The organism is Bacteroides sp. FSHCM14E1, assembly GCF_019633785.1.
GTDB classification, from domain to species: Bacteria; Bacteroidota; Bacteroidia; order Bacteroidales; family Bacteroidaceae; genus Bacteroides; species Bacteroides hominis.
Genome location: NZ_JADKYL010000019.1, coordinates 1 through 15112, shown reverse-complemented (window position 1 = coordinate 15112; position 15112 = coordinate 1). Strand labels below are relative to the sequence as shown.

The following is a 15112-nucleotide window of genomic DNA, read 5'->3' as shown; positions in this document are numbered from 1 at the left end:
AGTAATTAATTTGATTTATGTAAATAGAAGAATCTCTTCATAAATAGGAAGTATAATAGCCCCAACACCAAGATGCTCCCTAATAAATACTCATATCCATACTCCCGCAATGCCAAATATCCTGCTACAACCCCAGCTTGCACCGACATATAGGTCAATGCCACTGCCACGTGTGGTATCTTCAGTTCATTGGCCATGATCTGATACAAATGTTTCCGGTGAGGCAAACCAATATTTTCATGTAGTAACAGGCGGTGTACGATCGTCAACACACTATCCACCCCGTACACAACAAGCAATACAAGCCAGCTGAAATCCTTAGTTTGAAGAATCAAACTCCCGATCAGGAACAGGACCACAAAAGCTATACTGACCGAACCCACATCACCGGCGAAGCATTTCGCTCTCTTACGGAAATTAAAGAAGTCAAACACCAACACAGAACAAATCATCGTATAAATAAAACTCTGTTCTGTGAAGGAGATCACTTCCGCATTCACATATGCCAAAGAAACCAGGATAACCAATGAATACCCGCCGGTAATGCCGTTAATGCCATCCATAAAGTTATAGGCATTGATAATCCCCGTACAGACGATCAGAGCGATAAGCAACGTCCACCAAGGCAGGCTGAACAATCCCCATTGATAGAACAACAGGGCCATTGCCGTAAAATGGAAGACTAAACGCAAACCCTGCGAAGTAGAACGGATATCATCTACAAAACTGATAAAAGTGATCAAGGTCAAAGCCAGTATAAACCAAGGGTATTCAAACTGATTCGTCAGGAAAAAAGTCAATGCACCCAAATAGAAAATGATTCCTCCACCTCTCAGAGTAATACGGGTATGCGAACTCCGTTCATTCGGCTTGTCGATAATATTACATTTATCAGCAATACGAAAATAAAAAAGTTCTGCCAGAAATAGCAGAACTAATATAAGAATATAATACATGTAAGTTAACCGTTTTTATAAATCAGATAAAACCAAAATTGAACACAAAGAAAAGCTACGAGAATAATTACAATAAGTATTCCCAAAATCCAGCAAATAATAGTCATAATTCAATTTACTCTATCCGAAAACTCTCTAACACATTCACAGGTTTCCATCCAAGCTCCCGTACTGCCTTTTCATTACTAAAAGTCAAAGAGTTCGTAATCTTACGGAGCTTCAAAGAATTAATCGGAGCTTTTTCTCCCAAACAATCACCAACAACTGCCATACCTTTAGCAAAATAATAAGGAATAGACAAAGGCAATTTTTTATTTAACTGATTACATATAATCTCTTCCAACTCACGAAAACTAGGTTGATAAGTATCGCAAACATTATATATCCCTCCTTTTTCTACTAATAAAGGAACAAGATTGGCAATATCCTGCACCATCAAAACACTCTTCCGGGCTTTTCCTCCCGCAATACTCAGATACTTGCCACTCTTAATACCATGGATCATTGTCCCTAAATTTCCCGGAGGATTAGGCCCGGCAATTAAAGAAGGACGAAGTATACTCAATTTTACATTGTGCATACTACACCACCCTTCGAGATATTTCTCAGCTTTGATCTTACTTAAAGCATAAGGGCTAGTTCCATTCAACGAATATTCTTCGGTAATATTCTCACCAAAATCACAGCCATAAACAGCAACAGTACTAATGAAAATGAAGGCCTTAGGCGTACAAAAATTTTCCAAAGCCGTACACAAATTCTTTGTACCTTGCAGGTTGATATCAAAGAAGGTTTGTTTTTCTACCTCCGTTTTAGGTATTGAATGGGCTTTTCCTGCAGCATGTAAAACAACATCATATGGCATATTTAGTGTCGGGATTTCTTGCGCTATATCCACTTTGTAATTATCCTGCAGAGCAAGTCCCATAGTATCTATCTTATATTTTTCTTTTAGCAAAAAACAAATATTTCTCCCTAGAAAACCAGAAGCACCCGTAAAAAGAAGATTCATTTTAAATATTTAAAAAGAGATTTATTCAAATCTGACAATGAGTAATACAAACTTAACCAGATTGTTTTTTTCTGTTCCACTCTATAAATATGCCAAATCCATTTTATAACTCTCAATTTATTTGAAGAGACAGAACCTTTGCGTATTCTATACAACGCCAAACAAATATTTGTATTTATAGCAATAAAACCTTCTTTGAGAATATCTAACCAAAGATTGTAGTCCTCATGTCCAATAAACTTAAAATAACGTTTCCCTATTTTTTGCGTATCATAAACCACAGTTAAACATCCTAACTCATTTCCACACAATAAAGATTTATAATGATGATAGGGATCTGATTTAACGATTCTTCCCGTACGATTTCCTTCTTCAGATATTTTCTCATAATCAGAATAGACAATTGCAACATTATCATTAATAAATAAAGGAAGTTGAGTAGACAATTTATTAGGAAGCCAAATATCATCGCTATCTAAAAATGCTATAAAACGTCCTTTTGCAGCTTGTATCCCGACGTTACGAGGAAGAGTTGGTCCCCCAGAAGGATGCTCTGTTTTCAAATAATAAATTCGAGAATCCGTATCCATAAATTCCATTATAATTTTCACAGAATCATCATTTGAACAGTCATCAATTATCAACAACTCCCAGTTAACATAGCTCTGTGCTATGACAGATCGGATCGTTTCTCGTATAGTAGCCGCAGAATTATAACAGGGAGTAATAATAGAAACAAGTTCATTCATTATTCAACAATATTAAACAAAAACACAAGACAGACAAAACTTTACTAAAAAAAAGCTGTATTACGTGACAGTTTTATGGCCCCTTTAATGGACCCTGGAATTCTAGAAGCAAAAAGTAAGAAATTATACGAGAAAGGAGAAGACAAATAAATAGATACATATGCTTTTATTAGCATAAAAGTATCCCAACACAATTGTCCTCGTTTAAGAGGTCTTCTTGAAGCAGAGCCAGCTCTCTCTCTCACATAATAAGTAGTATCTTCTTTCGTAAAACGAAATCCTCCAATCAAATCCGATATTTCGGTCATAAAAAGCGCATCCTCTCCATTTTTAAATCGTGGATTAAACCTTCTATTTCCAATAATATCTCGATGTATCAATTTAGCGACAGGAAATGCTAATATAGCTCGATTTCTAAACAAAGAATACTGACACTCTCTTTGTTGAATAATTCGGCAAGCAAAAAAATTATCCTCCTTCTCTTCTATCGTTTTTCTAAATGTATGCACATTACTAACTCCAACTATATTCCGAGAAGATATTTTACACAATTCTTCAAGGTAATCAGAAGAGACAATATCATCATCATCAACGAAACCAATATATTGCCCTTTTGCAGCATCAATGCCAAGATTCCTCGCATTAGATACGCCTGCTTGATCAGTTTTTATCAACCTACAATACAAGCCAGCTGGTTTATAAGCAAATATATCTAATATCATATCCGTGTACTGTGTGTCAATATCACCATTCAATACAACTATCACTTCATATAAATAGTGAAACATCGTTTGGTTAAATAACGAAAAAAGACACTCCTCAAAATAAGTTTTTTGAGGTTTAAATGTGGGAACAATAATAGATAAAAGCATTGTCATTAGATTATAGATGCTCAGTAATCTAATTCTAAATCAACCACGACCTATAAGGCAGATAAACATCCTTCCCTATATTTATATATCTAAAGAAAAAATAGATTACCATCAAATTCAATATAAAAAGCACCATCATTCTATTCTTAACAGAAAAGAACAGAAACAATTGCGAAATAATAAAAATTGTCGACAGTTGAAATATGAGTACAGTCCTCTGCTGAAATACATACGTTTGGAAAAAGGCATAATAACAAATAATACTCAATACAAACAGATTAAAAACCAGATTAAATGAGATGTTTTTTTGCTCCAATTTTTCCCGAAGCCTCAAACACATTAAAAGTAATATAAATTTTTCAGCAACTGCTATATTTATCTTACCAGTCATACCGCCCCACACGTCTGATTCTGTATAGCTTGTTAAACTGCTCTGTATAAAAGGAGGAAAAAAACTAAGAATAGCTCCCATCCAGTCAAAGAAAGACAATAGTACAGAAATAAATACAACTGTACACAAAAAAATGTTACTATATCTTCTGTTAATAACAAAATACAGAGGAAGAACTATTAATAAACTCGAATGAAAAAGAGAGGATAATATATTGATTAATAAATACTTTATTATTTTTTTATCTTCTATATATTTTAAAGAATAAAAGAAGATAGATATAGCTATTCCTTGTCTGACAAACATCATATTAAACTGCATATACCCATAACGCATATAAAGTAATACAGCTAAAAAAGGAAGTAGTGTATACCTTTTTTGAAATACAAAAAATAAGGAAATAACAACTATTGACGATAATAAAAAGACTTCATTTATACTCCCACCAAAAGATTTAATTACACTATTAAATAAAATGTAACCAGGTTCCATTCTGAACAAAAGAAACATACCGTTATCATTCCATAAATCGCTTACTAGTGGAATTTTATCAAACACCTTTGTATATTCGCCCCAATCATCACCTGTTTCAAATCGTGTTCCAACAAATAATATTAGAATAAAGGAAAGAAAAAATAATAATATTTTCTTTTTAAAAACATTTAAATTAGAAAAATCAAAAACACTGAAAAACACAACTAATAATATAATGAAAGCGTAAGGTATCATTTCTTTATCTGAATCTTATAATACAAGAATTTAAAAAGATACATAATAAAATAGAAACCTCTGCTCTCTGAGTACCATCTCGACAAACTCAACCCTCTTTTATTCACTAAGAAAGCAATATATTTATAATTGCTAGCCCCTCTATAATGAGACAATATTTTTGTAAGGTGAGCATTTATTTCTGATGGTCTTATTGTTAAAGCTTGATTTCTAAATCTATTATTATCCGAAATGATGAAATGCAAATACAACTCTTTTTCCGTATAATCTATCCCTTTATTTCTAAAAATATCTTTATAAATTGACTTGTGAACATCAAAACGCGACTGAAAATTTTTATTTGCTTGTCTAGTGACACTTGATTCTAATATTCTATATTTCAATAATACTTCCCTAATATTAGAAATCTTAGTATATTTAACTGCCTGACACCAAATAGCATAGTCCTCTGCATGCAAATATCGGTCATCATAACGTAACTTATATTTATCTACAATAGATTTACGGATAATAACGGATGGATGAGCTAAACAAGTAGAAAATAATAGAAAAGCTTCATTCACATTGACATTACTTGGGAATCTTTGTACTTTCCGCTTTATTGTATCACCAAAGATCTCAATATAAGAGCCACAAACCCCAACTTCAGGCTCTCTCTCCATAAACTCGACTTGTTTTTCAATTCTATTTGGCAAACTGATGTCATCAGCGTCCATTCTAACGATATATTTACCAATAGATTCCAGTAATCCCCTATTTAATGAATAAACAAGACCCTTATTTTCTTGATTATTTAGGACTTTAATTCTTTCATCATCATATAATTCCAATATCTCCGAAAAATTATCCGAGGAGCCATCATTTATTATAATGAATTCAAAATTCTTATAACTTTGACTAAGTATACTATTGATAGCGTCTTTTAAAAACTCCCCTCCATTATATACCGACATTACAACTGAGACAAAAGGATTACTATTCATACACAAATCCAATCAGAAGGAATAATATCACTTACTTGTACTCTGTCATCATTAATCCACTTCCCAGGGGCAATAACAATCCTCTCGGGATTTGTGTTAAGCCAAGCTCCCCACCAACTAAAAGAACTGTTTGCTATTATATTATGTTTGCAATAAGTCATTAAACACATATCCCAATACGATTCTTCTTTGTTATTCCAATCTATAATATGGCAATTAGGTATTTTTAGATGATCCTTACACCACACAGTATCATCTGAGAAAACAAAAAATTTTGGTTCTGAGACTTTGCTTTGAATTATATTTATGGCTTTATTATAATAAGCAGAAGTACAAATATTAGAATAAGCAGGATTATTAACATAGTCTCCTAATCGAACATGAAGGCTCACTGAATTTGAATTTTGCATTTGCTTCTTTATGAACTCATTCTTATCGCTTAAAACTTTAGAAAAATGAAACTGTCCACGAATAGCCGCTTCTATATTCGTAAAATATTTATAGCTTTGCCAATATCCTATATAATATTTATCACACGATAATGATATAGCATTCTCATCAAAACACAAATATGGCTCTACATATTCTGTTTTTTTTCGTTTCAATAGTTTACGCAACACCCTTATCCATATTTCACTTCCCTGGTAAGACAATTTTATTCTTTCTCGGATGGACGCCTTTAGATATTCAACATGAAAAACTTTATCAAGTTCAAATCCATTGTGCGTATAAGTACCAAACGAAGAAGTGTCTAATTTTACATTAACATACTTTTCCTTTAATGCTAAATAAAATGCGAACTGAAACATTTGGTTGCCTAATCCACCAATTATTTGTACTATTTTCATACGTTTTTTTTAAATATAGCTGATCTATTCAATATTCTCTTCCCTCAGCTTTTCAATAACCTTATTGGCTTCATCTACATCCAGATTCCACCAACTCGTTTTTTCGATATTTAAAATGCAGGAAGAATCGAAACGGTACCTTAATATACGTGCAGGAACTCCTACAACAATAGCATAGGGTGGTACATCTTTCGTCACTACTGCACCAGCACCAATTATTGCACCACGTCCCACCTTTAATCCTCTCAAAATAATAGCACCTGTCCCAATCCAGACATCATCTTCTATAACTATTGGAAGTTGAGTTAATACGCTTTTATCTTTATAGAAAAACACATTTGTAGATATATCATTCGTCAAATGCTCTCCATGGCCTATATTTACATTATTAGCAATGGAGACATAATTCCCTATGGTACTCCATGAAATAATACAATTGTACCCAACATAACTATTAAATCCAATAGTAGTATTTCCATTAATAATTGTTCCAGGCATTACTTTCACTTTCTTTTTAAACCACATCCACCTTTTTAAGTATTCCTTTAATAACATAGTATATTCTATAATAATTTAATTTCCATATATTAGCTTTGCCTCTTTTACAAAATTCTTTTTGCAAAACAATTGCCATACTCTCACAAAAGAAGGAAGAAGTAAACAAGTCTTTCTTAGAGCTTTGCAAATACCTATTTATATTATCAATATATTTTACATAATCCTGATAAGTCATAGAAGATAAAAAATTATCCAGTTCACATATATTATTAAATTTTGGGTAGTCAATATAACATTCTTTTGGAATATAGTTTAACACATTGTTTGCCCCCCAATAAACAGGTACTACCCCAGAGATAAAGCAATCAAATATTTTTTCCGTAATATAACCATTAACATTACACATATTTTCTAAGCATAAAGCAAACTTAAAATTTCTATAAACATCACTCTTCCTTAAACATTCTCCTTTAAATGTTCTCATGCCTTTTGACCACCCTCTTCCATATAATTCAAAAGTATCTCCGCAACCTTGTTCATAAAATCGAATAACTTTCAAGCGCTCTGAATATAATTCACTTTTATGGGAAGAAAACTTATTCCCTGAAATATTCACTAACAATTTCTTCTTATTAAACTCCTCTATTGTACATACGCTAATCAGTTTGTCAAAAAAGTACGGATAATTGATTTTAAAATATTTTATATTATCTACAATATCATCGTTCCACGTCATTATTGCGTCAAAAAACGATTCTATCTTTTTTAGGTTCTTCTTAGAATGCCTTTCATCCACCACTTCTGGTTCCCAAGCAAAATAAACTAACTTCTTAACCCCGTTTTTAATACATCGGAGCAAAAGTTTATAATCAAGATAGAAAAATAGTACACAGTCAACATCCTGTAAATCACTGTATTTATCAATAGTATTGATATCATAAGTATCCTTTAACTTTTCCTTTATTTCAAAATAAGGAGTTATCAAATTATCCGCATTTAAATTGCAGTCCGTTATGTCAAACAACTTATTGTTTAGTAATCCATCATAAAATGGAACAATACCAATTTTCATCACTATTTTAATTCTATTTTTGAAGAACAAATATCATTACCTTCATACAAATAATTAGATGAGCCAAAAGAGTTTTTACTTTTTTCTCAACTTAAACCTTACATTTGCTCTATATAAAACAAGCAAAACCTAATTTATACACTTCTTAATATTTGGCAATATCTTCGGCATAATTTCCTTTATTAATATTAATGGAATACATACCATATAATTTAATCGTATTTTCTATCCAGTTATCACAGTATGGTGCATCATTTGGTAACTTATCTTTCAAATAAGAAACACAACTATTATTATTAAAAACTATATTAGCTTTTTCTCTTACTCTCTTTGACCATTCAACGTCCTCTCCTTCACCCCATCTTAATTTTTCGTCAAGCAGATTGCGAATAAAAAAGTCTTTCTTCACTACGAAATAGGTACCACTAATATATTGATATTTTTTACACTGAATCTTATATGGCAATAGAGCCGGCCCTAAGTTAGGATAATCATAGACTAACCAATCCCTGGTTCTATTCCCATTTTTCAATTTGATTCTATTCATACAGATGTCATAATCTTGGCCAAACTCATCAAAACCTACTTTCCAACCTCTATTTAGAGATACATAATCATGCATTATTACTAGTTTATTATAAATAGCAACTTTAGCACCTATGTTTTTTTTAATTGTTATCCAACCGGCCAAAAATGGAAAGCTATAATATGGTATATACCTAATTTTATTATTTAATTGAGGGTAATCTCTATTTTGACCAATAACAATAATCTCATAGCGATCCTCACCAAATTCGTCTAAAATACTTTTAATAGAAGAATTTAACAATTTTTTATTCTTCCCATCTGTTATAATTATGAATGACCATCCTTCATGATATAAATCATTTTCCATACCAGAGTTTATATTACATCGGCGTTCGATATAGTCTAAGAAATACCTTACAAAAACAGTATGTTGAATAATGTTCTTTAAAAAACTACTTAGTATTTTCATCGATGATTATTTAAATTATTTATAATGACATTTTTACTTCTATTAAAATAAAACAGCATACGTTGAAACTCCTCTGTTTTCCGGTATATAATATAATTCATCACGCTAATCACAGAAATACAAACAAATAATTTAGCAATAAAAGAAATTATACCATTCCCCAAAAAAGAACAAATTACAAATGTTATAAAATAGCCAATAAACAAAACAATAATTCTCAACAACTGCCTTTTTATATATCCGGTAGATATATTACCAAAATATTCTTCTTTCAGAACTTTATAACGACCAATCCAAAACCCCAACATAGCTATAATAGTTCCAATATATACCCCAGCTATACCATAGCTATTAACTAACATAATCGATACAAATAAGCTTAACAACGCACCTCCCAAATTGTAAAATCTATCAATTTCAAATCTGCCAAAAACCTCCCTATAACACGAAACAAAATGAGAGGCAAAACCAATATACAATTTCATAGATATCAATATTACAACGAAAAGGGACAATACGTATTTCTCGCCTATCCAAATGGATATAAAAGGATTTATTAAATTTGCAAAACAAATAGAAACAGTTGATCCAATAATAAAAGAAAGTAATTCAAACATTCTGAACAGTTTAAATCCTTCCGCTTTATCTTCAGAATACACATAGTTTCCTATGCTGCCTTGCAAAGGTGAAAATATCTTTGAGAACGCAGCGGCAATAGCTTCTGATATCAATGTATAATTTGCTAACATTGCGACAGACTTTACCCCTAACGATGAAGATAAAACCAAACTATTAGTACTGCCAAAAATTGTACCAGCTATTTTAGACATATATACATTCTTCATATCCATGAAAAAATTTCTCTCCCTAAAATCAGGAATACTAACCTTGACTTCTTTTGAGTATGGATATTTCGTATAAGACATTCTAGCTATAATGATATTGGCAACAAATACAGAAATAGTCTGAATAATCAAATATGCGATATAGCTTTGAGTAGCAATAATTACAATAAACCAACTCAAATATTTAAAATAATTAGTTATTGTATCAATTTTAGTACATACATACTCACATTGATCAACTTTAAATAAAAGCCTTCTATAAGAGAAGCAATAAGAACCAACCATAGCTATTCCTCTAATAAGATATATTACTATAATATAGTTCCAATCAAACCCTTTGGACTTAATTAAAATGGGCAACAATGGGATTAAAAAGATGCTAATTATCCCCATAGCAACAGCTATGAATAGATACATCTTTTTGTACATTGACATTAAAACAGATACTTCCCTTCTATTATTCTCCGAAAAAGCTTTATACAGTAAATATGATATTAGCGACCCTGTCCCTACATCTACCAGTGCCATCAGAGAAAACATATTCTCAAACACACTGTCAAGCCCCAAATATTCAATATCTATATATTTTAAAAATACTTTTCGCAATATTAAGGACAAAATAAACAAAGAACCGTATGAAAAGACAGAGTAAAATATATTCTTTAAAGCTTTATTTGTCCTCATCTCAATTTATCACTGATAATCACAGGCAGTATTTATCATCATTTGCTCCAGGTAATTTCACAACTACATTCTGTGTACCATTTTCTAGACACTCAAAATCAGTCGCCTCATTGGGCTCCATAACTACTATATCTCCTTTGGAGTATTCTATTCCGTTCATCTTCACCTTACCACTGACGATAACAGTTATTTCCGTAGCAATTTTATGATAATGCTTCTCTTCATAGTCACCTTTGTTATAAGACTTAACTGCTACTTCAACATCGTTCGTTCTTAAAAGAGTTGGTTCAAAATTTCCTATAAACCAACCTTTTATCATATCCTCAAGTTTCGCTGTTTTCATTTATTTCTCTGCACTAAATCAATATATACATTTAAGTCTGTTGGAGTGCCGATTCCATGCATTTGATTTATGTTTATATTAAATATTCCGAATTTAAGTCCCTCTTGTATTCCAAAATTGTAAACCGGCGCAACATAGAATTCATTTTTTACACGTTCATTACGTATAATCATATCAATTGCATTTTTTACAAAAAAACCTCCTTTCGCAAAATAGTAGATACCGACAGTTGCAAATTCCGAAATAACAACTTTCTCTCTTATCTCAGTTATTAAACCTTCACCATCTATTTTGGCATAAGACCATTTTGTATCATGATCTTTAAAACACAACACTGAACCATCTAAATTTCGATTCTCACTATCATTGATAAATTCAGCAATGTTCATATCCACTATCTGATCCGAATTAGCAATTAATAACGGAGTATTATTATCAATAAGTTTATGAGCATGAAGCACTGTACAGGCTGCTCCTTCCGTCAAATTATCTATTAACACAAATTCGACATTGTATTTTGATTTTATCCAGTTCACAGTTTCTTGTTCATTCTCAAAATGCTCTTTACGAGTTAAAAGAATAAACCTAGCATCAGGCATATTCAAGTTATCCAAAACATGACAAATCATAGGCCTACCTAATACATCAATGAATGGCTTTGGCTTTTTATAACCGGCTTGTGCGAAGCGACTACCCGCTCCGGCCATAGGAATCACAATATTAATCATCTTTATTTCTTGTTTATATAGTTTTCATACATTTGAGTCGTCGCAAACGATATATATTCCTTTTTATCAATTTTATATACACCTACTTTTTTTTGTCTCAATATCAATTCATTAAAAGTAGAGCTTATATAATAACTACCATTTAGCTGAACATCTTTTTTTAGAACCGAAAAGCATGATTCCACTAAATCCAAGCCCCTTTTATAATAATAAATTCCAGCTGTTGCAACATTAGAAATAGGACGTTTTTCACTTGTTTGCACCACCAAGCCTTGCTCGTCCAAACAAACATAGCTCCATCTGGGATGAACGGACTCAAAAGTAACTATGCCGCCGTCTAAGTTTCTTTCTCTAAAATCAGCAATAATATCATTTATATCGTACTTCACCAATTGATCCCCATTAATCAGCAATACCTCATCTTCATTATTTATTGAATCAATAGCAAACAAAGTGGTACATACAGCTCCTTTTGTGGAACCAGAAATACAAACGACATCCGCAAATGGTGCTAAAATCTTCAATGAACTTCCTAAGAAGAACTGATCATTATCTTCCTTACGAATAATAAAAGTGATTTTACAGTCTATCTTTTTAAGAGACTCCACAATGTTCTGTACAAGAGGTTTATTATCTAGTTCTAAAAAATATTTAGGATAAGTATAGCCTTTCTCTTTGAAGTCATTACTGTCTCCAGCCATCAATGCAATTACGTTCATATATTATTCTCTATTTCATTTATACGATTAATTATATTCGAGTAGGTGACGTCATTGATTGTCTCTACTTTGAGAAGATTAGCTCCACTGGCTAAAGCTGCTTTAACCCCATTCTGATTGTCTTCCACTACCAGACATTCTTCAGGAGACAAACCCAGCCTGTTTATTGCCGTAATATAAATTTCCGGATCAGGTTTGGATTTTTTTACATCTTGATTAGATAAAGAGAAATCTAAATATTGATTCAAATCTGCTTTCTCCATCATCATATCTATGGTAACCCGTACCGAATTCGAGGCCAGTGCCAAACGAAAACCTTCCGATTTTAAGCGTGATAAAGCATATTGATGAACAAAAAGAGGCTTACATTTCATATATACGTACTCCATCGTATATATTTGCTTCATATCATTGATCAATTGATGTAAGCTTTTCGGAAGCCCCCTCTCTACCGTCATCATTTCGAGTTTTTTCGCTGTCGGCAAACCATCAAATGTAACCAAATGGTCATATCTAGATATTTCAAATCCAAAAAGCCTTAAAGCCTTATTCAAAGCCTCATAATGCCATTCTTTGGCATCAATAAGAACCCCATCCATGTCAAATATAACAGCCTTAATTTTATCCATTTTTACATTATTTATTTATTAAAAAAAAAGTCAGCTTCCATAGGAAAATCTGTACATAACATCAAGTTAGCATGATTGAAACTTGCATACTTGTTCCAAACTTCTTTATATGGACGTCTGTGCAATTCTGGTGAGACAATACATACTTTTTTACCACTTTTAAGATGCTCTTCCAAATTACCCCAGCTAATCCACTCACTTTTAAAACAATCCATCCAAACATAAGAGGATTGACTGTAAAAAGGAAATTCTTTTTCATATTCTGAGTGCCGGGTAGCTATATTCATATTATCAAGAATATAATCTATTGTATCAGGTATAGACATATCAAATAAAAAATATTTCTTTATCTGATATGTATTTAGCATGTCCTTTAATAACTCTTGCAGGCCATCTGCTTTTATATTCAAAGCTAGGGTGCTTTCCGTACCACTATCACGATACAATCTGAAAATTTCCTCAGCAGTAGGCTCATTACCCAACGGCATATTATGAGATATTACAATTGTACCGTTATTATCTCTATAATCTGTTTCAAAGCCATAACCATTATCAATAGCACGCTTGATTGCAGTTAAGGTATTCTTCTCAGACTCTTTATTCCAGAATCCTCTATGAGCTATTATTTCCATTTTCTTTCAATAAATTAGTTCAAAATACATAAGTTATAAATCACACAATTACACCTAAAACATGTAGAACACAATCTACAATAGATTATTACAATAAATTAATCAACTATATCCACATATGGATACGGATTTTCCTCCAAACGCCTTAAATGCTCCACCATCTCAAACTCTTCCCTCGTCAATTCCCGCTCCTTCCAACCGTCTATTATTGCGTGTGCCTCCGCTGCCAGCTCTTCGTCAAAGACCTCGGCGTAACAGGCTACCAACAAACGGCATTTCAAAAGCGAGACGGGAAGTGTATCCAAGATATCCCAACTACGATTGAGAACCGACTGGATTTTATCTTCCTTATCACCGTGATTATAAATGGTAGCATTATAGCCGGTCAACAAAGCAATACAAAGAGAAGCTTCCTCTTCGAGGGTACGTCCATGTGAACCGAAAAGATGCTCACAACGATGATACACATCCGTATTTAACTGACGGAAACGGTCGGAGTAGATGGGTTCGCCATCCAGACCTAAATGGAGAAGTTCGTGCGAAACAGCGCACAAAGAATCGATTTCTGATTGCAAAGACAACATGGTGATTTATTTACGTATTGGAATATGCACCACAGAGGGCACAGAGTTCACTGAGTTTTTAATTCTTTATTAGTTCGATTAAAGAGGGATGAATGAAAGCAGTGGCAACTGCCATAACCCCCTGGATGGAAACCACCACACGGCGGTCACCTTTAATACGGACAAACTCACCCTCGACACCCTCAAAGATGCCACCGGTGACACGGACACGGTCTCCCTTCTTCATGGAAACGGTGGAAGGATCCAGATAAACAACCTGTTCATCGTAATTACCGGCAACAGCAATAAAACTACGCATCTGGACTTCAGGAATGGTAATGGGCTGACGGGTCTCACGGTCCATGATATAACGAATGGGAAGAGAAGCGCCGACAGTGGATTTCATTTCGTCAACCTCACTGCGGGTGGCATAAACAAAAACCAGGTTGTGAACAACAGGAACCAGTTTGCGGATCTTACGCTCACCACGGAATACGTATTCGTAGCGCATGGGAAGAAAATTCTTCACTCCACGGGAGTCCAGGTATTCCTTAAAGGCAAGCTCACGGCTATAGGTGATACGAAGGGCGTACCAGGATTTATCAATACTCTTGTTCACGAAAGGATATGATTGGGGGACACCGGGGTAGTGAAATACCTTCCGGTCAAGTTTGCTAATTCTGTTATTTGCCTTGCAGCGTATATCATTTCATCAGGTACTCCCCTATCGCAGGAGAGACGGTTTGAAAAGGGATTCAGAGCAAAAAAGACCATCTTCACAAAGAAGCAGGGAATTTTTGATCTTAGATTTTGTAAACAAGCGTATTATGAAGCAGAAATGTTTCAATAGACGTTCGTTTAA

General features: G+C 33.1%; 18 protein-coding genes. All 18 read right to left on the bottom strand.

Annotated elements, in window-relative coordinates; all coding sequences use genetic code 11:
* Nucleotides 1-5: 5 nt before the first annotated feature.
* The 18 genes from ISX59_RS20110 to updY all read right to left on the bottom strand — a co-directional run bounded on the left by ISX59_RS20110 (nucleotide 6) and on the right by updY (nucleotide 14869).
* On the bottom strand, nucleotides 6-956 hold the full coding sequence (locus ISX59_RS20110) for a glycosyltransferase family 4 protein (protein ID WP_044301453.1): 951 nt from the start codon (nucleotides 954-956) through the stop codon (nucleotides 6-8).
* 115 nt (nucleotides 957-1071) lie between these two features.
* Nucleotides 1072-1968, bottom strand: a complete 897-nt coding sequence (locus tag ISX59_RS20105) for an NAD(P)-dependent oxidoreductase (protein ID WP_010993517.1) — start codon at nucleotides 1966-1968, stop codon at nucleotides 1072-1074.
* Nucleotides 1965-2717: a glycosyltransferase family 2 protein gene (locus ISX59_RS20100; protein ID WP_010993518.1), complete on the bottom strand. Its 753-nt coding sequence runs from the start codon at nucleotides 2715-2717 to the stop codon at nucleotides 1965-1967. Before ISX59_RS20100 ends, ISX59_RS20105 begins: the two co-directional genes overlap by 4 nt.
* A 44-nt stretch (nucleotides 2718-2761) precedes the next feature.
* Complete coding sequence (locus ISX59_RS20095) at nucleotides 2762-3589, bottom strand: glycosyltransferase family 2 protein (protein ID WP_032535383.1); 828 nt, start codon at nucleotides 3587-3589, stop codon at nucleotides 2762-2764.
* A gap of 34 nt (nucleotides 3590-3623) precedes the next feature.
* Complete coding sequence (locus tag ISX59_RS20090; protein ID WP_010993520.1) at nucleotides 3624-4709, bottom strand: EpsG family protein; 1086 nt, start codon at nucleotides 4707-4709, stop codon at nucleotides 3624-3626.
* Nucleotides 4706-5692, bottom strand: coding sequence for a glycosyltransferase family 2 protein (locus ISX59_RS20085; protein WP_010993521.1), 987 nt, complete (start codon nucleotides 5690-5692; stop codon nucleotides 4706-4708). The genes ISX59_RS20090 and ISX59_RS20085 overlap by 4 nt, the downstream gene beginning before the upstream one ends.
* Entirely contained in the window at nucleotides 5689-6540 is an 852-nt protein-coding gene (locus tag ISX59_RS20080; RefSeq protein ID WP_032535382.1) for an alpha-1,2-fucosyltransferase, read from the bottom strand. The genes ISX59_RS20085 and ISX59_RS20080 overlap by 4 nt, the downstream gene beginning before the upstream one ends.
* A 24-nt stretch (nucleotides 6541-6564) precedes the next feature.
* A complete protein-coding gene (locus tag ISX59_RS20075) occupies nucleotides 6565-7095 on the bottom strand; it encodes a CatB-related O-acetyltransferase (RefSeq protein WP_052510079.1) in 531 nt (176 codons plus the stop codon).
* The gene (locus ISX59_RS20070) at nucleotides 7055-8110 is read right to left on the bottom strand and encodes a glycosyltransferase family 10 domain-containing protein (RefSeq protein ID WP_050503146.1); all 1056 of its coding nucleotides are present in this window, start codon (nucleotides 8108-8110) and stop codon (nucleotides 7055-7057) included. The genes ISX59_RS20075 and ISX59_RS20070 overlap by 41 nt, the downstream gene beginning before the upstream one ends.
* Nucleotides 8111-8255: 145 nt before the next feature.
* Entirely contained in the window at nucleotides 8256-9107 is an 852-nt protein-coding gene (locus ISX59_RS20065; RefSeq protein WP_033572606.1) for a hypothetical protein, read from the bottom strand.
* Nucleotides 9104-10480, bottom strand: coding sequence for a lipopolysaccharide biosynthesis protein (locus tag ISX59_RS20060; RefSeq protein ID WP_137570164.1), 1377 nt, complete (start codon nucleotides 10478-10480; stop codon nucleotides 9104-9106). The genes ISX59_RS20065 and ISX59_RS20060 overlap by 4 nt, the downstream gene beginning before the upstream one ends.
* Nucleotides 10481-10655: 175 nt before the next feature.
* Nucleotides 10656-10979, bottom strand: a complete 324-nt coding sequence (locus ISX59_RS20055; RefSeq protein WP_010993527.1) for a hypothetical protein — start codon at nucleotides 10977-10979, stop codon at nucleotides 10656-10658.
* Nucleotides 10976-11707, bottom strand: coding sequence for a glycosyltransferase family 2 protein (locus ISX59_RS20050; RefSeq protein WP_010993528.1), 732 nt, complete (start codon nucleotides 11705-11707; stop codon nucleotides 10976-10978). Before ISX59_RS20050 ends, ISX59_RS20055 begins: the two co-directional genes overlap by 4 nt.
* A 2-nt stretch (nucleotides 11708-11709) precedes the next feature.
* Nucleotides 11710-12426, bottom strand: coding sequence for a glycosyltransferase family 2 protein (locus ISX59_RS20045; RefSeq protein ID WP_010993529.1), 717 nt, complete (start codon nucleotides 12424-12426; stop codon nucleotides 11710-11712).
* On the bottom strand, nucleotides 12423-13055 hold the full coding sequence (locus ISX59_RS20040; RefSeq protein ID WP_010993530.1) for an HAD family phosphatase: 633 nt from the start codon (nucleotides 13053-13055) through the stop codon (nucleotides 12423-12425). Before ISX59_RS20040 ends, ISX59_RS20045 begins: the two co-directional genes overlap by 4 nt.
* 11 nt (nucleotides 13056-13066) lie before the next feature.
* Nucleotides 13067-13687, bottom strand: a complete 621-nt coding sequence (locus ISX59_RS20035) for a hypothetical protein (RefSeq protein ID WP_010993531.1) — start codon at nucleotides 13685-13687, stop codon at nucleotides 13067-13069.
* A gap of 98 nt (nucleotides 13688-13785) precedes the next feature.
* The gene (locus ISX59_RS20030) at nucleotides 13786-14271 is read right to left on the bottom strand and encodes a UpxZ family transcription anti-terminator antagonist (protein WP_033572592.1); all 486 of its coding nucleotides are present in this window, start codon (nucleotides 14269-14271) and stop codon (nucleotides 13786-13788) included.
* Nucleotides 14272-14329: 58 nt separating this feature from the next.
* Nucleotides 14330-14869 carry a capsular polysaccharide transcription antiterminator UpdY gene (updY, locus tag ISX59_RS20025; protein WP_033572591.1) on the bottom strand — a complete coding sequence of 180 codons (540 nt, stop codon included), beginning with the start codon at nucleotides 14867-14869 and terminating at the stop codon, nucleotides 14330-14332.
* Nucleotides 14870-15112: the final 243 nt, after the last annotated feature.

What these genes read in the sequence shown, in the direction of transcription:
- ISX59_RS20110 (WP_044301453.1), bottom strand. Translation starts at nt 956, where the DNA reads ATGTATTATATTCTTATATTAGTTCTGCTATTTCTGGCAGAACTTTTT.
- ISX59_RS20105 (WP_010993517.1), bottom strand. Translation starts at nt 1,968, where the DNA reads ATGAATCTTCTTTTTACGGGTGCTTCTGGTTTTCTAGGGAGAAATATT.
- ISX59_RS20100 (WP_010993518.1), bottom strand. Translation starts at nt 2,717, where the DNA reads ATGAATGAACTTGTTTCTATTATTACTCCCTGTTATAATTCTGCGGCT.
- ISX59_RS20095 (WP_032535383.1), bottom strand. Translation starts at nt 3,589, where the DNA reads ATGCTTTTATCTATTATTGTTCCCACATTTAAACCTCAAAAAACTTAT.
- ISX59_RS20090 (WP_010993520.1), bottom strand. Translation starts at nt 4,709, where the DNA reads ATGATACCTTACGCTTTCATTATATTATTAGTTGTGTTTTTCAGTGTT.
- ISX59_RS20085 (WP_010993521.1), bottom strand. Translation starts at nt 5,692, where the DNA reads ATGAATAGTAATCCTTTTGTCTCAGTTGTAATGTCGGTATATAATGGA.
- ISX59_RS20080 (WP_032535382.1), bottom strand. Translation starts at nt 6,540, where the DNA reads ATGAAAATAGTACAAATAATTGGTGGATTAGGCAACCAAATGTTTCAG.
- ISX59_RS20075 (WP_052510079.1), bottom strand. Translation starts at nt 7,095, where the DNA reads ATGTTATTAAAGGAATACTTAAAAAGGTGGATGTGGTTTAAAAAGAAA.
- ISX59_RS20070 (WP_050503146.1), bottom strand. Translation starts at nt 8,110, where the DNA reads ATGAAAATTGGTATTGTTCCATTTTATGATGGATTACTAAACAATAAG.
- ISX59_RS20065 (WP_033572606.1), bottom strand. Translation starts at nt 9,107, where the DNA reads ATGAAAATACTAAGTAGTTTTTTAAAGAACATTATTCAACATACTGTT.
- ISX59_RS20060 (WP_137570164.1), bottom strand. Translation starts at nt 10,480, where the DNA reads ATGGCACTGGTAGATGTAGGGACAGGGTCGCTAATATCATATTTACTG.
- ISX59_RS20055 (WP_010993527.1), bottom strand. Translation starts at nt 10,979, where the DNA reads ATGAAAACAGCGAAACTTGAGGATATGATAAAAGGTTGGTTTATAGGA.
- ISX59_RS20050 (WP_010993528.1), bottom strand. Translation starts at nt 11,707, where the DNA reads ATGATTAATATTGTGATTCCTATGGCCGGAGCGGGTAGTCGCTTCGCA.
- ISX59_RS20045 (WP_010993529.1), bottom strand. Translation starts at nt 12,426, where the DNA reads ATGAACGTAATTGCATTGATGGCTGGAGACAGTAATGACTTCAAAGAG.
- ISX59_RS20040 (WP_010993530.1), bottom strand. Translation starts at nt 13,055, where the DNA reads ATGGATAAAATTAAGGCTGTTATATTTGACATGGATGGGGTTCTTATT.
- ISX59_RS20035 (WP_010993531.1), bottom strand. Translation starts at nt 13,687, where the DNA reads ATGGAAATAATAGCTCATAGAGGATTCTGGAATAAAGAGTCTGAGAAG.
- ISX59_RS20030 (WP_033572592.1), bottom strand. Translation starts at nt 14,271, where the DNA reads ATGTTGTCTTTGCAATCAGAAATCGATTCTTTGTGCGCTGTTTCGCAC.